Source organism: Lysobacter capsici, from assembly GCF_018732085.1.
Lineage (GTDB): Bacteria > Pseudomonadota > Gammaproteobacteria > Xanthomonadales > Xanthomonadaceae > Lysobacter > Lysobacter capsici_A.
The window spans coordinates 2691900-2712930 of record NZ_CP076103.1 but is presented as its reverse complement, the minus strand read 5'-3'; the positions used below and the strand labels follow the sequence as shown (position 1 = coordinate 2712930).

Genomic DNA, 21031 nt, shown 5'->3' with positions numbered 1-21031 from the left:
GGCCGAACGCACCACGATCTGCTCGCCTTCGCGCGCGATCACCACGCCGTGTCCGGCGTAGGCCGAATTGAGCTGCGAAATCGCGTCCGGCAGGCTGGTGGTGTGGATCTGCGACACCGCCTGATGCAGGGTGAAATCCGAATAGTGCTGGTAATCCAGCTTCATGTTCGAATCCTGGGTCCAGCGCGTCAGCATCGCCTTCAAGGTGCCGTCCATCGGCGAGGGATAGAAGACATAGGACTGATGAAGCGGAATTTCGTTGGGCGCTTCGGAATACCGGTTGACCGGCTTCCAGCGGCCGCCGAAGTCCGGCGCGGGCCTTGTGGCGCACCCGGCCAGCGCGACGGCCAGCAGGATCGCGATCCACAAACGAGGGCTGGTTGCAGTTAGTTGTCTCACGCGTTCCCCGGCTAAGTAATGTACTGACGCACGATAGGACCCGAAGCGGTCGTCGGCTGCGACTGGCTGCGCCAGCACGCTGCGACGGACCTCGTCGCGGTCATTGTTGGAAATGAGGTGACCGGACAGACATCGGTCGAAATGAGACGCCGGACACCTTTGCGAAACAGACGCGCAAAGCGTCATCCCTTTTAGCGCCGGGTCGCGACCTTTTTGCCATGCCGGAAATGCGGCACGCGCTGATCGTTCTGTCCATGAACTCCCCCTACAGCCACGGTTAAACCGTTGAACGAGCGTCTGACGACACTCGTAGACGAAGATTAGACCGAAGTCAAAGCATTCGGCAAGTAGTTGTGCAAAAAAAGTGCAAAATCGAGTTGCGGGTTACAGCCGTAACAAACGCTCGATCGCCGCGTCCAAGGTCGCTTCGTTCTTGGCGAAACACAGTCGCGCCAGACGTTGCCCCACCGGCGGCGACTCGTAGAACGGCGACAGCGGGATCGCGGCGACGCCCTTGTCTACTGTGAGCCAGCGACAGAACGCGGCATCGTCGAGATCGCTGACGCCGGAGTAGTCGACCAGCTGGAAATAGCCGCCCGGCACCGGCAGCGGCTTGAGCGCGGTGGTCAATAATTGATCAACGAAGCGATCGCGCTTGGCCTGGTAGAAGGCGCCCAGCCCCTCGTAATGCTCCGGCTCGGCCTCGATCATCTCGGCGAACGCCCATTGGGCCGGGGCGAAACTGCAAAAGCTATTGTACTGATGGACTTTGCGCAGCTCGGCCGACAAGGCCGCAGGTGCGATGCAGTACCCGATTTTCCAGCCGGTGCAGTGGTAGGTCTTGCCGAAACTGGACACCACGAAGGCACGCTCGCGCAGGTGCGGATAGCGCAGCACCGATTCGTGGCGGCGGCCGTCGAACACGATGTGCTCGTAGACCTCGTCCGACAGCAGCCAGATGCCGGTGTCGGCGAGCAGCTCGCCCAGGCGGGCGATGTCGTCGGCGTCGAACATCGCGCCGGACGGGTTGTGCGGCGAGTTGATCATCAGCAGGCGGGTGTTCGGCGTGACCGCCGCGCGCACCCGATCCCAGTCGACGGCGAAGGTCCGCGGGTCCAGCGGCACATGCACCGCGCGGCCGCCGGCCAGGTCGATCGCCGGCTCGTAGCTGTCGTAGCACGGGTCGAGCACGATCACTTCCTCGCCCGGCCGCACCACCGCCTGGACCGCGTCGAAGATCGCCTCGCTGGCGCCGGAGACCACGGTGACCTCGGCATCGGCGTCGGGCCGGTAGCCGTAGCAGCGCTCGGTCTTGGCCGCGATGGCCTGGCGCAGCGCCGGGATGCCGGTCATCGGTGCGTACTGGTTCTTGCCTTCGCGCATGGCGCGGCCGAGCGCATCGACCAAACGCGCGGGCACGTCGAAATCCGGAAAGCCCTGACCGAGGTTGACCGCCTGGTGTTCGGCGGCGAGCTGCGACATCACGGTGAAGATGGTGGTGCCGACTTTGGGCAGCTTGGTGGTCAGGGTCATGGGGCCTGGTACGTGATCGCGATCGGATCGGGGAGTGTACGAAATCCACGTTGCAGGTCGTTAGACGGCGGCGGCCCGCGACAATGACGCGGCGACATATCTATATGACGGTCGCAAGACAGCGCATGCGATCGACGGCGCGCCCGCCCGTCGGCCGGATTTGCGCTGCCCGCGCGGCCCCGCGACACTGCGTGCATGCGCGAACTGCAGGTGCTCGATGCCGCCGAACTGGCGATCGCCTACGCCGCTGCCGACTATGCGGTGGCGCTGGACGGCGATGCCCTGCCCTTGCGCGTGGGCCGGCCGGCGGTCGACCTGGAGGCGTACTGGCCCGCCAGCCGTTACCTGTTCCTGACCGCGTGGAACCCCGCGTCCGAACCGCACTCCGACAGCGCCAACCGCGCCGCCGACGAACGCCTGGTCTCGCGGCTGGACGCGGTCGGCGTGCAGCGTCATGCCGCCTGGGCCGAGGACGCCGCCGGACAGTGGCGCGAACCGGGCTGGCTGCTGGCCGATCTCGACGATGCCGTGGCCAACGCGCTCGCGCGCGAGTTCGGCCAGGCCGGCGTGCTGGCCTGGCGACGCGGCGAACCGGTGCGGCTGCGCATGCTGCTCGGTCGTCCGGACCATGCCGAGCCGGCCGCGCACACCGACTGGATCGGGACCTGACCGAGTCAGGCGGCGAACAGGCAATACGCAGCGAGAGTGCGGAGCGGCCCGCGCAGTCGCATAGACTGCCCGCTTCGCGGCCCGACCCGCCGCCCGCCTGCGACCGATGACCCCACTCGAACGTACCGCTCCACCCCTGCTCGAAGCCCGCGGCCTGCGCTTCGCGCGCAACGACGAACCCGTGTTCGGCCCGCTCGACTTCGCCGTCGACGCCGGCGAAGCCTTGCTCGTGCAAGGCGACAACGGCGCCGGCAAGACCACGCTGTTGCGCGTGCTGGCCGGCCTGCTGCGCGCCGACGACGGCCGGATCGACATCGACGGGCAACCCTCGGACGCCTCGCGCCGCGCGCGCGCGATCGCCTACCTCGGTCACCTGCCGGGCCTGAAGGCGGACCTGAGCGCGCTGGAGAATCTGAACTTCCTGTGCGGCCTGCAGGGCCGCCGGCGCAGCCAGTTGCCCGAGAACGCGTTGGCCATCGTCGGCCTGGCCGGTTACGACGACGCACTCGCGCGCCAGTTGTCGGCCGGACAGAAGAAGCGCCTGTCGCTGGCGCGGCTGTGGATGTCGCCGGCGCCGCTGTGGCTGCTCGACGAGCCGTACGCGAACCTCGACCTGGAAGGGATCGAACTGGTCAACCGCATGGTCCAGGCGCATCTGCGCGAAGGCGGCGCCGCGCTGGTGACGACCCACGGCGCCTACGCCGCGCCGCCGGTGCGCACGCGCATGCTGGTGCTGCGACGCGCGGCCGCCATGGAGGCCAACGCATGAGCGTGCGGCAACGCAATCCCAGCGCCGGCGCGGCGACGCCCGGCTTGATCGGTTCGGCGCGCGCGCTGCTCGCGCGCGATCTGCGCCTGCTGTGGCGACGCCGCGGCGATGCGCTGCAACCGGCGCTGTTCGCGCTGCTGGTGGTGGTGCTGTTCGCGCTGGCCCTGGGCGGCGAGAAGCAGGCGCTGTCGAAGGTCGCCGCCGCGGTGCTGTGGCTGGCCTCGCTGCTGGCCGGGCTGCTCGCGCTCGACACCTTGTTCCGCGGCGACGCCGAGGACGGCTCGCTGGAGCAATGGATGCTGGCGCCGGTGCCGCTGGGCTGGCTGGTCGCGGTGCGCACCTTCACCCACTGGGCCACCACCGCCCTGCCCCTGCTGATCGCCACCCCGTTCCTGGCCGAACTGCTGTACCTGCCGCGCGACCAACTGCCGGTGCTGCTGGCCTCGCTCGCGCTGGGCACGCCTTTGCTGAGTCTGCTCGGTGCGGTGGTCGCCGCGCTGACGGTCGGGATGCGGCGCTCTGGTATCCTTGTGGCCTTGCTGGCACTGCCGTTATACGTTCCGGTGCTGGTCTTCGGCGCGGGCAGCGTGGCCCGCTCGGCCCAGGGACTGGACCCGGTAGGCGCGTTGCTGTTGCTGGCCGCCGGACTGGTGGTGGCGCTGCTGCTGGCGCCGCTGGCCGCCGCCGCCGCGATCCGCATCGCGCTGACCTGACCGCGCCGCGCGTTGCACAGAACCAGGCAGTACCCGAAGCAGGACCCAGTAGCAGACCGAACCCGCGCGCGACAGCCCGGCTGCCGCGCTCAACCGTCCAGGCCGCCCGGCGACCCAGACCTCGAGACCTTCGAACGAACCACTGAATGAATCCACTCGTCCGCTGGTTCCACCAACTCGGTTCGCCGCCCAGCTTCGACCGCTTCGCCGCGCGTTGGGCGCCGTGGGCCTATGGCCTGGGCGCGCTGGTGATGGCCTGGGGCCTGTACGGTGCGCTGTTCCAGGTGCCGGCCGATTACCAGCAGAAGGACAGCTTCCGCATTCTGTACATCCATGTGCCCAGCGCCTGGATGAGCCTGGCGGTGTTCGGGCTGATGGCGTTGTACGCGGCGATCGCGCTGATCTGGCGGATCAAGCTGTGCGAAATCCTGGCCATGGCCTGCGCGCCGATCGGCGCGGGCTTCACCGTGATCACCCTGGCGACCGGTTCGATCTGGGGCAAGCCGATGTGGGGCACCTGGTGGGACTGGGACCCGCGCCTGACCACCGAATTGATCCTGCTGTTCCTCTATCTGGGCGTGATCGGCCTGTACCAGGCGATCGACGACCGTCGCGCCGCCGCGCGCGCCGCCGGCCTGCTGGCGATCGTCGGCGTCGCCCTGCTGCCGGTGATCCGCTATTCGGTGGTGTGGTGGAACTCGCTGCACCAGGGCCAGACCATCAGCCTGTTCGGCAAGTCGAGCATGGACCCGAGCATGCTGGCGCCGCTGATCTGGATGATCGTCGGCACCAAGCTGTGGTTCGTCGGCGCGCTGCTGGTGCGCGCGCGCGCCGACAACCTGCGCCGCGAACAGGGCAAGGCCTGGGTCGCGCAACTGGCCGGCGTGGCGAACCCGCAGGAGCGGCGCTGATGGAATACCGCAATTACCTCATCGCTGCCTATGCAGTGTTCTTCATCGTGCTGGGCTGGGATTTCTTCGCCAGCCAGTGGCAGGTCCGCCGCGAATTGCGCCAGGCGCGCAAGCGCGCGGCGCGCGACGCGGCACGCAGCACCCCCAGTGAGTTGAGCCGATGAATCCCACCCGTCGCCGTCGCCTGTTGTGGGTACTGGGCCTGGTCGCCGCCGCCGGTGTCGCCACCGCGCTGGTCGCCACCGCGTTGCAGCGCAATGTTGCGTATCTGTACACGCCCAGCGAGATCCTGCGCGGCGATGCCAGCGAACGCGCGCGCTTCCGGCTCGGCGGAATGGTCGCGGAAGGTTCGTTCAAGCGCGCATCGGGATCGATGGACGCGCATTTCAGCGTCACCGACGGCGATGCGCTGATGCCGGTGGTCTATACCGGCATCCTGCCCGACCTGTTTCGCGAGAAGCAGGCGGTGGTCGCGACCGGACGCATGCAGGGCGGTACGTTCGTCGCCGAGGAAATCCTGGCCAAGCACGACGAAACCTATATGCCCAAGGAAGTGGCCGACAAGATGGGCCAGGCGCACAAGAAGCATGATGTCGCGGCGCCGGGTGGCGTGGAGCCCACGCGTTGAGGTATTTCGCGCGTGGAGCAAAAGCGAATCCCCCCTGCCCCCCTTTTGCAAAGGGGGGAACAGCACGGGTCGGTGCGGGTTTCGCGCTTGAGCCGGATTACCGCATAGCAGTCCGATCACAGGTTTCTACATCGAAGCCCGCTTGTCTTCCCCCTTTGCAAAAGGGGGACCGAGGGGGATTTGCTGTTGCTGTTGCTGTTGCTGTTGCTGTTGCTGTTGCTGTTGCTGTTGCTGTTGTTCTTGCCGTCATCGCGGACAACTCAACCCACGCCATGACCCACCCCAAGGCGATCGCCCATGCTGCCTGAACTCGGCCAGATCGCCCTGATCCTCGCCCTGCTGATCTCGGTCCTGCAGACCGTGCTGCCGTTGTTCGGCGCGCACCGCGGCATCGAATCGTGGATGGCGATCGCGCGGCCGGCCGCGTATTCGCAGTTGCTGCTGGTCGGCTTCGCGTTCGTGCTGCTGACGCATGCCTTCGTCAACCAGGATTTCTCGCTGCGCTACGTCGCCGAGAACAGCAACACCCTGCTGCCGGTGCTGTACCGCTATTCGGCGGTGTGGGGCGCGCACGAAGGTTCGCTGCTGATGTGGGCGCTGGTGCTGGCGCTGTGGACCGGCGCGGTGGCCTGGTTCTCCAAGGCATTGCCGTCACAAGTGATCGCGCGCGTGCTCGGGGTGATGGGCGTGATCAGCGTCGGCTTCCTGGCGTTCCTGATCTTCACCAGCAACCCGTTCGCGCGCCTGCTGCCGGCGGTGGCCGAAGGCCGCGATCTCAATCCGCTGCTGCAGGACCCGGGCCTGATCATCCATCCGCCGATGCTGTACATCGGCTACGTCGGTTTCAGCGTGCCGTTCGCGTTCGCGATCGCCGCGCTGCTCGACGGCAAGGTCGACGCGCGCTGGCTGCGCTGGACCCGGCCGTGGACCAACGTCGCCTGGGCGTTCCTGACCCTCGGCATCGCCCTGGGCTCGTGGTGGGCGTATTACGAACTGGGCTGGGGCGGCTGGTGGTTCTGGGACCCGGTCGAGAACGCCAGCTTCATGCCGTGGCTGGCCGGCGCGGCGCTGATTCATTCGCAGGCGGTCACGGAAAAACGCGGCAGCTTCCGCGGCTGGACCTTGTTGCTCGCGATCGCCGCGTTCTCGCTGTCGCTGCTGGGCACCTTCCTGGTCCGTTCGGGCGTGTTGACCAGCGTGCATGCCTTCGCCGCCGATCCCTCGCGCGGCCTGTTCGTGCTGATCTTCCTCGGCATCGTGATCGGCGGTTCGCTGCTGCTGTACGCGCTGCGCGCGCCGTCGGGCGAGGAGAACGCCGGCAAGCCGTTCGAACTGATGTCGCGCGAGACCCTGCTGCTCGGCAACAACCTGCTGCTGACGACCGCGTGCGCGATGGTTTTGCTGGGCACCTTGTATCCCTTGCTCGCCGACGCGCTGGACCTGGGCAAGATATCGGTCGGCCCGCCCTACTTCGCGCTGATGTTCGTGCTGCTGATGACGCCGCTGGTGTTGTTGCTGCCGTTCGGTCCGCTGTTCCGCTGGCAGCGCGAACAGGTCTCGCGCCCGCTGGCGATGCTGATCCCGTGGGCCGGGCTCGCGCTCGGCGCCGCCATCGCCGCGTATTTCCTGGCGCCGCAGAGTCCGCTCAAGGTCGCCGCGGGTGTCGGCGGCGCGGTCTGGGTCGCGGCCGGCACGCTGCGCTTCGTGTGGACACGCGTGCGCGGCAAGGGCAATGCCTTCACCGCGGAAATGCTCGGCATGACCCTGGCCCATCTGGGCGTGGCGGTGTTCCTGATCGGCGCCTTGCTGGTCGAGGGCCTGAGCGTGCAGCGCGAAGTCGCGCTCGCGCCGGGCAAGAGCCTGGACCTGGGCCGTTATTCGTTCCGCTTCGACAGCGTCAAGCACAGCGTCGGGCCGAATTACGAAGCCGACTACGGCACGGTGACCGTGTTCGACGGCGGCGAACTGCTGACCGTGATGCATCCGGAAAAACGCGCCTACGCCAGCGGCGGCCAGGTTCTGACCGAAGCCGCGCTCGCTCCGGGCATCACCCGCGATCTGTACGTCGCGCTCGGCGAACCGCTCGGTGGCGGCGCGTGGGCGGTGCGTGTCCACATCAAGCCGTTCGTGCGCTGGGTCTGGCTCGGCGCGCTGCTGATGATGCTGGGCGGCTTGGTGGCGGCGACCGATCGGCGATTCCGGCCGAAGCTCGCGGCCGAGCCCAAACGCACCGACCCCGATCCGTTCGACATCGCGCTGGCCGACGGGCCGGAAGCGTTCGCCACTGAAAAGCGGTACCGCGGCAATGACGATGCCGTCTTTGCCGGCAAACCCGATGGAGACGACGCATGAACAACAGTCGCTGGCTGCCGCTGGCTGTGTTTGCCGCACTCGCGGTGCTGCTCGCCGCCGGCGTGTGGCTCAGCCGCAACCCCGATCGCGAAAAACTACCGTCGCCGCTGATCGGCAAGCCCGCGCCCGCGTTCTCGCTGCCGGTGCTGCACGAAGCCGGCCGCCTGCTGACCTCGCAGGAATTGCGCGGCGCGCCGTACCTGCTCAACGTCTGGGGCAGTTGGTGCCCGGCCTGCCGCGATGAGCACCCGGTGCTGACCCGATTCGCCGAAACCAAGCGCTTGCGCGTGATCGGGTTCAACTGGAAGGACGAACACGCCGACGCGCTGCGTTGGCTGGAACAGTACGGCAATCCGTATGTGGTGGTGGTCGCCGACTACGACGGTAAAGCGGCGATCGACTGGGGCATTTATGGCGCGCCGGAAACCTTTCTGGTCGACGGTCGCGGCATCGTGCGCTGGAAGTTCGTGGGGCCGCTCACCGACAAGGTGATCGCGAACGAATTGCTGCCGGAATTGAGCAAGATCGAGAAGGCGCGATGAGGCTTGCGGGTAAAAGCGAATCCCCCCTGCCCCCCTTTTGCAAAGGGGGGAACAGCGCGGGTTTCGATAAGCAACATCGCGCTGGCGTTAAGCAATACCGCGCTGGCGTTGCAGTGGCCGGACTTACGCAGGCACAACTCGCTTCGCCGCAACCCGAGGGGTTCCCCCCTTTGAAAAAGGGGGGCCAGGGGGGATTTGCTTTTGCTTCCCAGCCACTGCGTACCTTCATCACCGCCACCTTGCTGAGCCTGTCGCTGGCCCTGACCTTCGCCCAACCCGCCCAAGCCCAACCCGCCAACGACCCCGCCCCGCTGAGCTTCACCGACACCGGCGAAGAACGCCGCTTCCACGCCCTGGTCGCCGAACTGCGCTGCGTGATGTGCCAGAACCAGTCGCTGGCCGATTCCAACGCCCAGATCGCCCACGACCTGCGCCGCGAAGTGCTCGCGCTGATGCGCCAGGGCAAGAGCGACGGCGAGATCAAGGATTTCCTGGTCGCGCGCTACGGCGAATTCGTGCTCTATCGGCCGCAGGTCGAATCCAAGACCTGGCTGCTGTGGTTCGGCCCGGCGCTGCTGTTGTTGGCCGGAGGTTTCGCGGTCGCGCGTATCGTGCATGCACGCTCGGCGACGACACGACCGGCCGACACGCGCATTGACGAGGAACAAGAGTGGTGATGGCGGTGACGATGGGATCGGCCCCGATGGGCGTGTTCGTGGCATGCGGCGCGGCACTGGTCGTGTTCGTGCTGGGCTACGCGTTGCATCCGCTGTGGCGGACGCGACCGGCGCTCGGCGCCGGCCTGGGCGTGGCGCTCGCGGCGGCCGCCGTCGCGCTGTATTTCGCGATCGGCACACCGGCCGGACTGCAGCCCGAGCAACGCAAGGCGCCGCAGACGCTGGACGAAGCGGTGACCCAACTCGAAGCCGAACTCGAGCGCGATCCGAACCAGATCGAAGGCTGGCGCCTGCTCGCCAGCGCCTACACCGCGCAGGGACTGGGCATGAAGGCGCGCGATGCGTATGCGCGCGCGGTCACGCTGGCGCCGGACAACCCCGACCTGCTCGCCGAAGCAGCCGAAGCGCGCGCCCTGGCCACCCGCGAACGCCGCTTCGACGCCGAAGCGGTGGCGATGCTCAAGCACGCGCTGGAACAGCAGCCCATGCACCAGCGCGCGCGCTGGTTCCTCGGCATCGCCCAGCGCCAGGCCGAGCAACCGGCCGAAGCGGCCAAGACCTGGGAACCGCTGCTGGCCGTAGTCGATCCGGCCACCGCCGCGAGTCTGCTCGACCAGATCAACGGCGCGCGCCAGGAAGCCGGCATGCCGCCGATGCAGGCACCCGCGCCGGCCGCTGCCAACAGCGCAGCCGCCAGCGGCCCCGGCCTCAAGATCCGGGTCGAACTGTCGCCGCAGTTGGCGGCGAAATTGCCCGCCAATGCCAGCGTGTTCGTGATCGCGCGCCAGCTCGGCGGCCCGCCGATGCCGGTCGCGGTGGAAAAGCATCCGGCCGCGAAGTTCCCGCTCGAGGTCACCCTCGACGACGGCGACAGCCCGATGCCGACCATGAAGCTGTCGCAGCTCGAACAGGTGCAGGTGCTCGCCCGCGTATCGGCCTCTGGCAACGCCATCCCGCAATCCGGCGACCTGACCTCGCAGCCGGTGACGGTGCGCGTGGATGCCAAGGGCGCGACCGTCGTCGTGATCGATCGCGCGGTCGACTGACCCCACGATCGACTTCACGCCCGGCCGCCGGACCGCCGTCGCCGAGCATGTGCCGATAACGCAATTGCAGTTCCGGTCGCGGCCGCCGGTCAGGGCGATGGTTTAGGCTCTGCATCGCGACCGCCGCCCTCGCGCGGCCGTCGCCTCCGAATTTTTTCAGCGCAAGCACCCCGGCCACACGAGCAAGGCATGACCGAATTCATCCCGCCCGGCACCCGCCACATCGACCTGCCCTCGCCGTTCCCGATGAAACGCGGCGGCGCCCTGCACGGCGCGCGCATCGCCTATGAAACCTGGGGCGAACTCAACGCCAAGCGCGACAACGCCATCCTGATCGTCACCGGCCTGTCGCCCGACGCGCACGCCGCGGCCAACGCCGGCAATCCCGAGCCGGGCTGGTGGGAGGCCATGCTCGGCCCCGGCAAGCCGATCGACAGCGACCACTGGTTCGTGATCTGCGTGAACTCGCTGGGCAGTTGCAAGGGCTCGACCGGCCCGGCCTCGATCAACGCCGACACGGGCGAGCTGTACCGCCTGGAGTTTCCCGAACTGTCGATCGAAGACGGCGCCGACGCCGCCGCGCACGTCGTGCATGCGCTCGGCATCGAGCGACTGGCCTGCGTGATCGGCAACTCGATGGGCGGCATGACCGCGCTCGCCCTGCTGATCCGTCACCCGGGTCTTGCGCGCAACCACATCAACATCTCCGGCGCGGCGCGCGCGCTGCCGTTCTCGATCGCGATCCGCTCGCTGCAACGCGAAGCGATCCGCCTGGACCCGCAGTGGAACCAGGGCGGCTACGACGAAACCAACTACCCCGAATCGGGCATGCGCATGGCGCGCAAGCTCGGCGTGATTACCTACCGCTCGGCCCTGGAGTGGGACGGACGCTTCGGCCGCGTGCGGCTGGACTCCGACCGCGCCGACGAGGAGCCCTTCGGCCTGGAATTCGAGGTCGAAAGCTACCTGGAAGGCCACGCCCGCCGGTTCGTGCGCCGCTTCGACCCGAACTGCTACCTGTACCTGAGCCGCTCGATGGACTGGTTCGACCTGGGCGACTACTGCGGCGGCAGCGACGGCCTGGACAACGAGGAACAGGTGCGCCGCGGCCTGGCCGCGATCCGGGTGGAAAAGGCGCTGGCCATCGGCGTCCACACCGACATCCTGTTTCCGTTGCAGCAACAGCAGGAAATCGCCGACGGCCTGCGCGCCGGCGGCGCCGACGCCCGCTTCGTGCCGCTGGAGTCGCCGCAGGGCCACGACGCGTTCCTGGTCGACATCGCCCGCTTCGGCCCGGCCGTGGCCGGATTCCTGGACGAACTGCGAACCAGCTGAATCGGCACCGCTCCCGGGCGGTCCGAAGCTGCCAAGGCACGGGCAGGGGCGTAGAATCCACGCCATGAACGCCACCGACACCCTGCCCGACCTCGACTTCCCCGGCCACGACAAGCTGGTCGCCGCGATCGACGCCGCGGTCAGCGCCGGCGACGAACACGCCGTCACCGCGGCCCTGCGCAACACCCTGTGCAAGATGATCCGCGACCGCGACGTCAACCTGCCCGACTGCGTGTTCGACCCGATCCAGGACCACTACGCGCGCCGCGAGCTCTACCGCAGCCCCGAACTGGGCTACAGCGTGGTCGCGATGACCTGGGGCCCCGGCCAGGGCACGCCGATGCACGATCACAGCGGCTTGTGGTGCGTGGAAGGCGTCTGGGACGGCGAGCTGGAAATCACCCAGTTCGAATTGCTCGAACGCGAAGGCGAGAACTTCCGCTTCCGCGCCGCCGGTGGCATGCACGCCGGCCCCGGCAGCGCCGGCAGCCTGATTCCGCCGCACGAGTACCACACCATCCGCAACGCCAGCAACGACTCGGTCGCGGTGTCGCTGCACATCTACAAGGCGCCGATGGAATGCTGCTCGATGTTCGAGCCGCGCGACGGCGAGTGGTTCCAGCGCGTCGACAAGACCCTGAAGACCGACGAAGCCGCCTGATCGGCGCGCAACGCCGCGCGGCTGTCGACCGCTTCACTGCGACGAATGCACCCTGTAGGAGCGGCGTAAGCCGCGACCGCGCCACACAGATGCGTCGCAAGCGCGATGCCGCGATCGCGGCTCACGCCGCTCCTACGGTCGGATTGCATCACTTACGACAACAACGCGTCGCAACTCGCGTTCGCCATCCAACCCAACCCCCTCGTCGTCACGCGCGCCCCCTGTAGGAGCGGCGCGAGCCGCGACCGCGCCACACAGATGCGTCGCAAGCGAGGTGTCGCGGTCGCGGCTCACGCCGCTCTTACGGTCGGATTGCATCACTTGCGACAACAACGCGTCGCAATCGGGTTCGCCGTCCAACCCAACCCCCCTCGCCGTCACGCGCGCACCCTGTGGGAGCGGCGCAAGCCGCGACCGCGCCAAACAGATGCGTCGCAAGCCCGAGGTCGCGGTCGCGGCTCGCGCCGCTCCTACAGGGGGATCGCATGGCTTACGACAGCGGCGTGCCGTAACCCGCCGCGCCCGTCTCCAACCGATGGGCGCTGGTGGTCGCCCGCAACGCGGATTGGCCGTCGCAGCCCATCGCAGGACATTACAAACGCCACTGGTAAACGCCCCGCGCCGGCGCGATCTTCGCCGGCGGCAACGCCGTGATTCAGCGTTGCGCGAGCCGCCCAGGCGCCGCGGTCGTCCGCGCGCCGCAATCTCCCAGCCATCGCACGGAGCCCGACCATGCTGACCGACCTGCTGCTCGCCGCGTTCCACCACCTGCTGGTGTTCGCCCTGATTTCGATGCTGGTCGCCGAATCGGTGCTGTTGCGCGGGCCGATCGATGCCGCCGTGCTCAAGCGCCTGGCCGGACTGGATGCCGGTTACGGCCTGAGCGCGATGCTGCTGTTGGCGGTCGGCATCGCGCGCCTGTTCCATGGCGTCAAGGGCGTCGATTTCTATCAGCACAACCCCTGGTTTCATGCCAAGTTCGGCGCGTTCGTGGCGATCGCGCTGTTGTCGATCCTGCCGACCGTGCGCTTGCTGCGCTGGCGCAAGGCGCTCAAGCGCGATCCGGACTTCCTGCCGCCGGCGCCGCAGGTGCGGGTCCTGCGCGTGCTGATCCGTTTCGAACTGATCCTGATCGCGGTGATCCTGGTCTGCGCCGCGGCGATGGCGCGGTACGGCGGATTCTGATCGCGCCAGGTCTGATCGCGCCCAGGCTGGATTGAGCCTGCGCCGATCAAGCCGATCGCGATCGAATCGATTGTGATCGGGCGGCGTTGATCAGACGGATTCGATCAGTTCGACCTGACTCAGCCCGACTTGAACGAACGCACACCGATCGGCGCGATCTTCGAATCGCGCCACGCCCGCAAGCGCACTCGCTCCAACCCGCAGCGCCGCACGCCGCCAAACACCTCGATTTGGCTCACACGCGAACGCGCGAGCGAAACCACGATGGCTTTCAGCCTTCCTTGCCCCAGCGCACGCGCGAACGATCGCCGCGCCCGGCTTTCGCTGCGGGCTGCATGACTTCCGGATCGGTATTGTCGCCGATCGCGCGCAAGCGGATCGGCGCGAACTGGCCGTCGCCGAGCAGATCCAGGCTGGCGCGCGGATTGCGCAACAAGGCGTCGCGCTGCAGGAACAACTCGCGGCCGATTTCCGGCGGCCGGCTTTCGCTGCACAGACGGATGTCCAGGCGCAGCACGCTGGTGCCCGAAGTGCGCCACGGATGGCCGGGAACCAGACGGCTGACGATCGCGCTATCGAGCCGGATGGTGACCGTGCTCTTGTCGATCGCTTCGCACTTGCCCACCGCGATGTCGAACGTATTCATAAGGGCCTCAATGGGAAACCGCGGTGAGAACGCTGTGCAGGCGCGCGTTCTCCAACAGACTGCGCAAACGCGCTTCGATCACGCGGATATTGGCGAGCCTGGGCGAGGCGCGCAGCGAATACACGGCGGTGCGTTTGCCCAGCAACAGGCGTTGACTGCGCAATACCGTGACATTGGTGGTGCCCGATGCCTCCATCCAGATCAGACGCAACGGAGCAGGTCCGATGGTTTGTCCGTTGGACAAGGTGAACTGGAACCACTCGACATGATTGTCCATCGTTGCTCCGACACGTAGACCCGCGAGTATGCGCCCCACCTCCCGGCGCGGGGGTGAAGAATGAAAATCAGCGATATTCCTCGCTATTACGAGATAATCGGCGTATGGTCGGGAAGCGATCCCGGCGATTCGCGATTTACAGGCGCTTTAGCGCCGCCTGCCTCAAAGACGTTCGTTTCCACGTCATCCAGAGGTTTCTTGCGATATCAAACCCGCGTCATCGATCTGCGGGTCGGTGAACATGATTATCGCATTCGCGCGCTGAAGGATCTGCAGCAGTTTCACGATCCCGACCAGGCCGCCGAACGATTGGGTATTTCCTCGGCGACGTGGAGCCTGTTCGGGCAACTGTGGCCGACCGGTTTGCAACTCGCCCAGGAAATCGCCGTGCGCGACATCGCCGGCAAACGCATTCTCGAAATCGGCTGCGGACTGGCGCTGTCGAGCCTGATCGCGCACAAGCGCGAAGCCGACGTCACCGCCAGCGACCGGCATCCGCTCGCCGAAGATTTCCTGTCGCAAAATTCGGCCTTGAACGGTTTGAGCGGCGTGCCCTACAACCATCTGGAATGGGATGCGCGGCGCGACCGTGCGCTGGGCGGTTTCGACCTGATCATCGGCAGCGACGTGTTGTACGAACGCGGCCATATCGCGTTGCTGGCGAACGTAATCAAACTGTATGCGCACGCGCATGCTGAGGTGTTGATCGCCGACCCCGGCCGCGGCAATTGCGGCGCGATGAATACCGCGATGCAAGCCGATGGATTCACCTCCAGCGAACGGCGTTTCAGCATCGAAGATCGCCCGGTGCTGAGCGGGCGGATGATGCGGTTTCAGCGCTGAGTCCGGGCCGGCGTCCGACAATGCAGCTTGGCACTCATCGCGCCCGGCGATAATGTCGGCGATACGACGCCATGAACACCGCCGCGCCCCACAACCTCGCGATCGAAACCCGCATGCTCGACTTCGATACACGCCTGTGGATCGCCATCGACGCGCTCAAGCCTCGCGCACCGGACATCGCCTGCGACGCCCGCGCACTGGATCTTCTCCACGAGAACGGTAGCGACCCTCGCGTACTGGAACTCGGCATTGCGTTGCTCGACGCCGACTGGCACAAGAGCCACGATGAAATCGGCCTGTGCGTGCAATGGCTGCGCGCCGCGGAATTGGTCGATGCGCTCTACCGCGCCTCGCTCAAGACTTATGCCTACGAGTACGACGGCGGCAACGCGATCCGCAGACGCTTCACCTGGGCGCTGGCGGACGTCGGCAACCAGGCGGCGTTCGACGCGCGGGTCCGATTGCGCGGCGCCACCGACCGACAGATCGCGTTGTTCGCATTCAAGCGGCTGCGCGGTTGGCTCAGGGAGCCACCGCGCAAGCGGTTCGCGTATTCGCCACGCCTGGATTGAGGCGCGGCGGGATGCGCCGGCTGCCATCGCGGCATCCGACCAAACGCCGGAAAACAAAAAGGCCCAGCCGCGAGGCTGAGCCTTTCTTCTTTTCCGGGAAGCCCGCCGGCCGTTGGATCGTTGGCCGGGCGGTTGGGTTGTTCTCGGATTTACGTGGTGCCGGAGGTGGGAACCTCAAAGCCTTATGCACCAATGCTTTCGGGAAATCCTGGGGAATTTTTGGGCTGGTCACCGGCCGTGCTTGAACCGGTCGAGCATGTGATTCGGGGCCACTGGCCGATGCCGCCGCCGCGGTGCTTCGGCGACGATCCGGTCAGCGTACTTGGTCACCCACCCCGCCATCCACCGGACCGCCTCGGCCTCGTTGCGCATGTTCACCCAGCGGCCGACGCCGAAATGCCGCCGGTAGACCCCAGTGCAGACCTCCCAGCCTTCCGCCCTCTGGCGCGGCAGCGCGACAGACACCCACACCTCGCGCTCAAGCACGATGATGTGGGCGTCCTTGAAGTCGGTGTGGGCCGAGTTGGCCCATTCGAAGTGCCGCGGTAGGGGCGTGTGCAGTCGGGGGTCCATGCGCGGCATGGTAGGCCCGGCGTTCTCATGGGCTGCGACCGGCTGTCGGGGCCGCTGAATCGTTTACGGGACGAGCATACCCACCTGGGTCGCACCGCCGGCAGTCGCCGCCGCGGCGTGCGCCATCATCCCCGGAGCGAACCACAGGCGGCAGAAACCTGCGGTGCCGGCCGCTTCGACCGCCGGCCGACTGAACCCGAAATCGTCGAGGAAGTACGGCGACCCGGGGTCGGTGCTGGGGTCCGGGCCAAGCCAGGCACCATCGGCCAGCAGCCACCATTCCTTGGCGGTCGGGTCGACGAGCAAACCCCATCGCCCCGTGGTCGTGCCGCGGCCACCCTCGCCGGCGAACGTGGCGATCGTCACCCCTTCGCTGACCGCGATCAGATCCGCGCCGCTCACGCGCAGCGCGATGGAGTACGGGTCGCTGCCCAGGTCCGAGCCGAAGCCGAAATCGCCGGTGGCGAAGCCGAACGAGCCGCGGGTGAGCGAGCTGCTGAACTCGACATAGGTCCGCCCCGAGGTCGGGAAGTAGTGAAGCGTCGCCGCCTGCTGCGGCGTGCCGGTGTTGTTCTCGAATCCGCCGATGTCGCCGACCGCGATGAACTGGTTGATGAGGAAGTCGGCGGCCAGGCCGGAGTAGTACGGGCTCGCCTCGGACGAAGCAACGTCGCCGGCGACGAGCACGTCGAACCCGAAGCGAGTAGCGGTCATGTTGGCGTTCGCGCCATCCGTCACCGGCAGCGCCTGGCATCGAATGGTCATGCCATCGATCTTGAGCGCGCCGGCGCCGAGCTGGACGAAGGTCACGGGCTTGCCGTTGGTCAGCGCCTGCGATTCGAAGTAGATCGAATCGGCATAGTCGAACAGCACCGCGCCGAACTCGCCGCGGACGGGGATCGACGTGGTTCCGGCCGCGGCCTGAGCAGGCACGACCGGGGCCTGCAGCAACTGGTACTCGCCGCCGCCGATCTTCCGCAGCGCGAGCGAGCCGTCGCCGTACCGCAGCAGGATCGACGACGTCGGATCGGGGCCCGGCAGATTGTCGACGTAAATGTCGATCGTGCTGCCGCCAGCGGGATCGGCCCATCCTGCGTTGTAATCGGTGCCGTCGATCTTGGTCCAGACTTGGCCGGCCGTGCCCCCCACGAACGATGCGCGAAAGATGCGCTGATCGCGCATATCGGTGCCGGCTTCGATCAATGCTTCACTCAGGTTTGTCATGGGGCATCCCGTGCGTCGATGTAGAGCTGCAGGTAATCCGGCCCCGTGTCCTCAAGTGCGGCCACGGCCCGGGCGTCGGTGAAGTAGAGGTTGGTGACGCCTTCGTCGAGGTCGTCGGTGGTCGCGGCGCTGGTGCCGGCGACGCGGCCGAAGTCGTCGCGCGAGACCTTGAGCAGCGCGCCGCCGCCGGCATCGGCCAGTTCGGCGAGCGCGATCTCGGTTACGCCCACGCCGTCGACGGTGAGCGCGATTCCCTCGCCTGCTGCCAGCGCATCAGCCACGGCCTGATACCCGCGCAGGCCATCGGCGCCGGTGCCGTAGTAGTGCGTCGGGAGGGGTTCGAACTCGTCGTTGACCAGCGTCAGCGCCACGACCCCGCCGGCCAGCGTGCCGTTGGCGTCGATGGAGTAACTCGCGCTGACCTGGGTGCTGGTCGGTAGGAACGACCCTACGGCGATTGGGGGCAGCTTCTCTAGTGTCCCGTCGGGTGAGCCGAGCTTGACCAGCAACGCCCGGAAGAACGCGCGCACGTCGTCGAGCGATACCAGGTCAGCGATACGGCCGAGCACCCGATACCACGCGAACGTGGGCGTGCCGTTGGGCTGGACCAGGCGCTCGCTGGACTTCGGAACACCGGCCATGTCAGGCGACCGTCTTGAAGCCGAACGCGATGAAATCGAACGGAACGGCCGAGGTGATCTTCGCAGCGTTCTGGCCGAAGGTCGTGGACATCGCCACGTCATAGCCGGTGGTGCTGGTATTGATCACCGCACAACTCGGCACGTCACCCTGTGAGGTGGCCGCCGCAGTCTTCGGGATGATGAACACGCGCGGCGGCTCATCGAACGCGAAGCTACTCGGAAATACGAAGCTGCCCGCTGCCTGGATCTGGTTGCTGGCCGTCATCGAGTCGGAGCCGAACATCACCATGAACTTCTTCGTGACCGCGCTGGTGCCGGCGCGGAACGTCCCGGCGGCACCGTTGCCGGTGAGCACGATGTCAGGCGTCACCACCGGCGGGGTCACGATCTCCTTCCATAGGAGCAGCGTGCCGTCATTCGACAGCACTTTGTTCGTCTGGCCCGACGGATCGGGCACGAACAAGCCGAGAAGCCATTGCAGGATTGAGCCGTCGTTGCTCAGGACCGCGCCGTTTTCCAGCGGCGTCGGGATCGCCAAGCCGCCACCCGTGGTCGGCTGAATGTCGTCAAGCTCCTTGATCAGCGTCCCGTCGGCGTCGTATTGCCGCGCGCGGTAGGCACCGTCGCCCCAGCAGTCCACAGACAGCCGGCCGGCGGCATCCAGCACGATCGACGCCCCGTTGCTGACGCTCAGGCCCGGATTGGCGTAAACCGCCTTCGGCGTCGTCGTCCCGGCCTCAAAGAAATCGAACCGGCCACCCGCCGCCGGCCCGGTGCTGTTCTGGTTCAAGAAGGTCTGGAACGGGTCCAGCACACGGAAAGCTGCCATTTCGGGGGCTCCAGAAAGCAGAAACCCCGCTTTCGCGGGGTCTCGGGGTGATCGTGGTGGTTGGGTCAGGCGCTACAGCGGCGCTCAACGGGGAAGCGGATTACGTTGCCGCGCGCCGCGACGACTGGGGTTTCCCGAATGGCTCTGGCGATCAGCGCTGCCAGCGCCAGCAGACGGCGGTCAGTCCGTTCATCCGCGTCGTTGACTTCGGCTCGCAGGGGAATAACATCGCTCATTGAATTGTCTCCGCAGATGATTCGACTTGAGAGCCCTGACGCCGCAAACGTCGGGGCTCTCGCTTTTTGGGGGTCATGGCTGCTTCGCCACGAACGCCTGCAACGACTCGATCAGGCGCTCGGCCGTGGACTTGTCGAGCGGCGATACGCCAAACGTGGATCCCAGGCGCGCTACGATTTCGGCATTCATCGATTTCGAAGTACGAGCAGCCTCATCCGTCAGATGGGCGTGCAGCGCGTCTGGAAGTCGCAGGGTGATCCTGGTGTAGCCGTCCCCGCTCATGCTGCGGCCTTCGGCAGACGTTTCTGCCTCGGCTTGATCGGCAACGCCCTGGCATCCGGCACTTGCTCGCGGTGACCGGCCAAAACGGCCTTGCGCTCGCTGTAGGCCATGCGCGCGCCGAGCATCACGGCGTTCTCGATCTCGGTGGCGGCCAGCCGATCCAGCTCAGACTCGGTGAGTCGTTCCCGGTCGAGGCCGGCGAACTCGCCGCCAATCGCCCAGTTCGTCAGCTTCGACTCGTTCTGGTAGTGGTGGGCCTGCGTCTCTTTGCCCTCCATTGCGCGGACCATCTGGAGCGTCTTCGCCATGACCTTGTGGCTGCTCGTCGCTTCATGCCGCGCGCGCTTCCAGTCTCCCTGCCCCCGGATGATCTTGTCGATCTTGTCGTCGCACCAGATGGCGAAATCCACGCTCAGCCAGCGAGCGAACGGCACAGCCAGCTTTGGGTGCATCCAAGTGCCGCCGTTGTGGCCTCGGCTGGCTCGGATCAAATCACGCTGATTGGCGTGATTTAGGAAGCGGGCCAGGCTGGCGATGTACCCCTGGGTTTCCCGATTGTCCAGCCAGTCCTGGAGCCGCTTTCCGAAAATGGCGGCTGCAGCAGTAGCGTTGAACCAGCCGTCGTCGCGGAACTCCATGTCGTTGCCTTGGAAATCGAGGTGGACGATGTTCATGCCGGCACCGCCTTCAGCCCGAAGGCTTCTTTCAGCTTGTCGTTCAGCACCCAGTGCAGGCTTCGATCCAGCCGATCGGCCTCCTCTTGGGCGCGCTTTCGAACTTCGGGGTCCATACGCAGCGGGTAGGTCGTCGCCTGACGCACCGGCTGCTCCTGCTTGCCGCTCATAAATCCTCCTATCCATCGACCGCATGTCGATGTGGACTCTATTTAGCGCCAATATTCCGTGGGCGTCAAGTGGACTCTTTGCCGGGACTCTTTCTGCCGCCCACAATTCGCGCCATGAACGACCGGCACCAAATCAAGCCCTACCCCCTCCGAATGCAGGAGGAACTCCGTGAGCGGCTGGACGCTGCCGCCGGAGCAAATGGCCGATCACTTCACGCGGAGATCCTCGCGCGCCTAGAGTCGTCGTTGAGCAAAGAAAGTTCCGACGACCTGCTCACGACATTCCTGCGCGACCAGGTCATCGAAGAGTTTGAGCAGAAACAGAACGACGCGCTGAAGAAGATCAACACTTCGACGGTCGAGGGAATGGTGCAGTGGCTGAAGGCCATGGACGCCTACACAGCAGAAATTGAGCGACTGAACTCGATGGTTGAAGAAGCCGCGGCGATCTATCGCAAGTACGACGGCAACCCGCCGATCAAGCGCAAGAAGAAAACCACCTGAGAGACCGGCATGGAAGAATGGCTGAAAAATCCATGGTTCTTCGGCTTGGCGGTGAAGCCGATCCTGGCAGTCATCGTCATCGTCGTCTTCTTCGGAACGGCGAAATTGGTTGCTTGGCTGCTCTGGCGTTTCCTACCTG

Annotated in this window: 27 protein-coding genes and 1 pseudogene; 16 read left to right on the top strand and 12 right to left on the bottom strand. The window is 66.5% G+C overall.

What is annotated here, in order from left to right:
• Positions 1–6: 6 nt before the first annotated feature.
• Positions 7–399 (bottom strand): annotated as a pseudogene (locus KME82_RS11600) (hypothetical protein); the annotation flags it as partial.
• A gap of 384 nt (positions 400–783) precedes the next feature.
• Entirely contained in the window at positions 784–1932 is a 1149-nt protein-coding gene (locus KME82_RS11595) for a pyridoxal phosphate-dependent aminotransferase (RefSeq protein WP_215498638.1), read from the bottom strand.
• A 195-nt stretch (positions 1933–2127) separates the two neighbouring features.
• On the opposite strand from KME82_RS11595, the gene KME82_RS11590 reads away from it, so the two are divergent.
• From KME82_RS11590 to KME82_RS11530, 13 genes are all read left to right on the top strand, one after another.
• The gene (locus KME82_RS11590) at positions 2128–2601 is read left to right on the top strand and encodes a DUF3293 domain-containing protein (RefSeq protein ID WP_215498637.1); all 474 of its coding nucleotides are present in this window, start codon (positions 2128–2130) and stop codon (positions 2599–2601) included.
• A 106-nt stretch (positions 2602–2707) separates the two neighbouring features.
• Positions 2708–3370, top strand: coding sequence for a heme ABC exporter ATP-binding protein CcmA (ccmA, locus tag KME82_RS11585; protein ID WP_215498636.1), 663 nt, complete (start codon positions 2708–2710; stop codon positions 3368–3370).
• On the top strand, positions 3367–4083 hold the full coding sequence (ccmB, locus tag KME82_RS11580) for a heme exporter protein CcmB (protein ID WP_215498635.1): 717 nt from the start codon (positions 3367–3369) through the stop codon (positions 4081–4083). Before ccmA ends, ccmB begins: the two co-directional genes overlap by 4 nt.
• 146 nt (positions 4084–4229) lie before the next feature.
• Complete coding sequence (ccmC, locus tag KME82_RS11575; RefSeq protein ID WP_215498634.1) at positions 4230–4994, top strand: heme ABC transporter permease CcmC; 765 nt, start codon at positions 4230–4232, stop codon at positions 4992–4994.
• Complete coding sequence (gene ccmD, locus KME82_RS11570) at positions 4994–5158, top strand: heme exporter protein CcmD (protein ID WP_056115014.1); 165 nt, start codon at positions 4994–4996, stop codon at positions 5156–5158. The genes ccmC and ccmD overlap by 1 nt, the downstream gene beginning before the upstream one ends.
• Positions 5155–5622, top strand: a complete 468-nt coding sequence (ccmE, locus tag KME82_RS11565; protein WP_215498633.1) for a cytochrome c maturation protein CcmE — start codon at positions 5155–5157, stop codon at positions 5620–5622. The genes ccmD and ccmE overlap by 4 nt, the downstream gene beginning before the upstream one ends.
• 297 nt (positions 5623–5919) lie before the next feature.
• Positions 5920–7974: a heme lyase CcmF/NrfE family subunit gene (locus KME82_RS11560; RefSeq protein ID WP_215498632.1), complete on the top strand. Its 2055-nt coding sequence runs from the start codon at positions 5920–5922 to the stop codon at positions 7972–7974.
• Positions 7971–8516: a DsbE family thiol:disulfide interchange protein gene (locus tag KME82_RS11555; protein ID WP_215498631.1), complete on the top strand. Its 546-nt coding sequence runs from the start codon at positions 7971–7973 to the stop codon at positions 8514–8516. Before KME82_RS11560 ends, KME82_RS11555 begins: the two co-directional genes overlap by 4 nt.
• Before the next feature lie 239 nt (positions 8517–8755).
• Complete coding sequence (locus KME82_RS26575) at positions 8756–9193, top strand: cytochrome c-type biogenesis protein (RefSeq protein WP_252255706.1); 438 nt, start codon at positions 8756–8758, stop codon at positions 9191–9193.
• Between the two features lie 26 nt (positions 9194–9219).
• Positions 9220–10239, top strand: a complete 1020-nt coding sequence (locus KME82_RS11545; protein ID WP_215499048.1) for a tetratricopeptide repeat protein — start codon at positions 9220–9222, stop codon at positions 10237–10239.
• Positions 10240–10428: 189 nt separating this feature from the next.
• Entirely contained in the window at positions 10429–11574 is a 1146-nt protein-coding gene (gene metX, locus KME82_RS11540) for a homoserine O-acetyltransferase MetX (protein ID WP_215498629.1), read from the top strand.
• A 64-nt stretch (positions 11575–11638) separates the two neighbouring features.
• On the top strand, positions 11639–12235 hold the full coding sequence (locus tag KME82_RS11535; RefSeq protein WP_252255704.1) for a cysteine dioxygenase family protein: 597 nt from the start codon (positions 11639–11641) through the stop codon (positions 12233–12235).
• A 732-nt stretch (positions 12236–12967) separates the two neighbouring features.
• Positions 12968–13420: a DUF2214 family protein gene (locus KME82_RS11530; RefSeq protein WP_215498628.1), complete on the top strand. Its 453-nt coding sequence runs from the start codon at positions 12968–12970 to the stop codon at positions 13418–13420.
• 271 nt (positions 13421–13691) lie between these two features.
• On the opposite strand, the gene KME82_RS11525 is transcribed toward KME82_RS11530, so the two are convergent.
• Positions 13692–14066: a hypothetical protein gene (locus KME82_RS11525; protein WP_215498627.1), complete on the bottom strand. Its 375-nt coding sequence runs from the start codon at positions 14064–14066 to the stop codon at positions 13692–13694.
• Between the two features lie 7 nt (positions 14067–14073).
• Positions 14074–14343 (bottom strand): hypothetical protein, encoded by a 270-nt coding sequence (locus KME82_RS11520; RefSeq protein WP_036103055.1) that lies wholly within the window; start codon positions 14341–14343, stop codon positions 14074–14076.
• Between the two features lie 60 nt (positions 14344–14403).
• Between KME82_RS11520 and KME82_RS11515 the strand changes: the two genes are divergently transcribed.
• Positions 14404–15186, top strand: coding sequence for a class I SAM-dependent methyltransferase (locus KME82_RS11515; protein ID WP_215498626.1), 783 nt, complete (start codon positions 14404–14406; stop codon positions 15184–15186).
• Positions 15187–15257: 71 nt separating this feature from the next.
• Entirely contained in the window at positions 15258–15758 is a 501-nt protein-coding gene (locus KME82_RS11510; RefSeq protein WP_215498625.1) for a hypothetical protein, read from the top strand.
• Between the two features lie 228 nt (positions 15759–15986).
• Here KME82_RS11510 and KME82_RS11505 read toward each other — a convergent pair whose 3' ends face one another.
• The 8 genes from KME82_RS11505 to KME82_RS11470 all read right to left on the bottom strand — a co-directional run bounded on the left by KME82_RS11505 (position 15987) and on the right by KME82_RS11470 (position 20388).
• Complete coding sequence (locus KME82_RS11505) at positions 15987–16331, bottom strand: hypothetical protein (RefSeq protein WP_215498624.1); 345 nt, start codon at positions 16329–16331, stop codon at positions 15987–15989.
• Positions 16332–16394: 63 nt separating this feature from the next.
• Positions 16395–17555, bottom strand: coding sequence for a hypothetical protein (locus KME82_RS11500; RefSeq protein WP_215498623.1), 1161 nt, complete (start codon positions 17553–17555; stop codon positions 16395–16397).
• Entirely contained in the window at positions 17552–18196 is a 645-nt protein-coding gene (locus KME82_RS11495) for a hypothetical protein (RefSeq protein ID WP_215498622.1), read from the bottom strand. Before KME82_RS11495 ends, KME82_RS11500 begins: the two co-directional genes overlap by 4 nt.
• A gap of 1 nt (position 18197) precedes the next feature.
• Positions 18198–19025, bottom strand: a complete 828-nt coding sequence (locus KME82_RS11490) for a hypothetical protein (protein WP_215498621.1) — start codon at positions 19023–19025, stop codon at positions 18198–18200.
• A gap of 65 nt (positions 19026–19090) precedes the next feature.
• On the bottom strand, positions 19091–19261 hold the full coding sequence (locus KME82_RS11485) for a hypothetical protein (protein ID WP_215498620.1): 171 nt from the start codon (positions 19259–19261) through the stop codon (positions 19091–19093).
• Between the two features lie 73 nt (positions 19262–19334).
• Positions 19335–19544 carry a toxin-antitoxin system HicB family antitoxin gene (locus tag KME82_RS11480; protein WP_215498619.1) on the bottom strand — a complete coding sequence of 70 codons (210 nt, stop codon included), beginning with the start codon at positions 19542–19544 and terminating at the stop codon, positions 19335–19337.
• Positions 19541–20218: a KilA-N domain-containing protein gene (locus KME82_RS11475; protein WP_215498618.1), complete on the bottom strand. Its 678-nt coding sequence runs from the start codon at positions 20216–20218 to the stop codon at positions 19541–19543. Before KME82_RS11475 ends, KME82_RS11480 begins: the two co-directional genes overlap by 4 nt.
• On the bottom strand, positions 20215–20388 hold the full coding sequence (locus KME82_RS11470) for a hypothetical protein (protein WP_215498617.1): 174 nt from the start codon (positions 20386–20388) through the stop codon (positions 20215–20217). The genes KME82_RS11475 and KME82_RS11470 overlap by 4 nt, the downstream gene beginning before the upstream one ends.
• 114 nt (positions 20389–20502) lie before the next feature.
• Here KME82_RS11470 and KME82_RS11465 point away from each other — a divergent pair, with 114 nt between their 5' ends.
• Positions 20503–20892: an Arc family DNA-binding protein gene (locus tag KME82_RS11465; RefSeq protein ID WP_215498616.1), complete on the top strand. Its 390-nt coding sequence runs from the start codon at positions 20503–20505 to the stop codon at positions 20890–20892.
• The last annotated feature ends 139 nt before the right edge of the window (positions 20893–21031 follow it).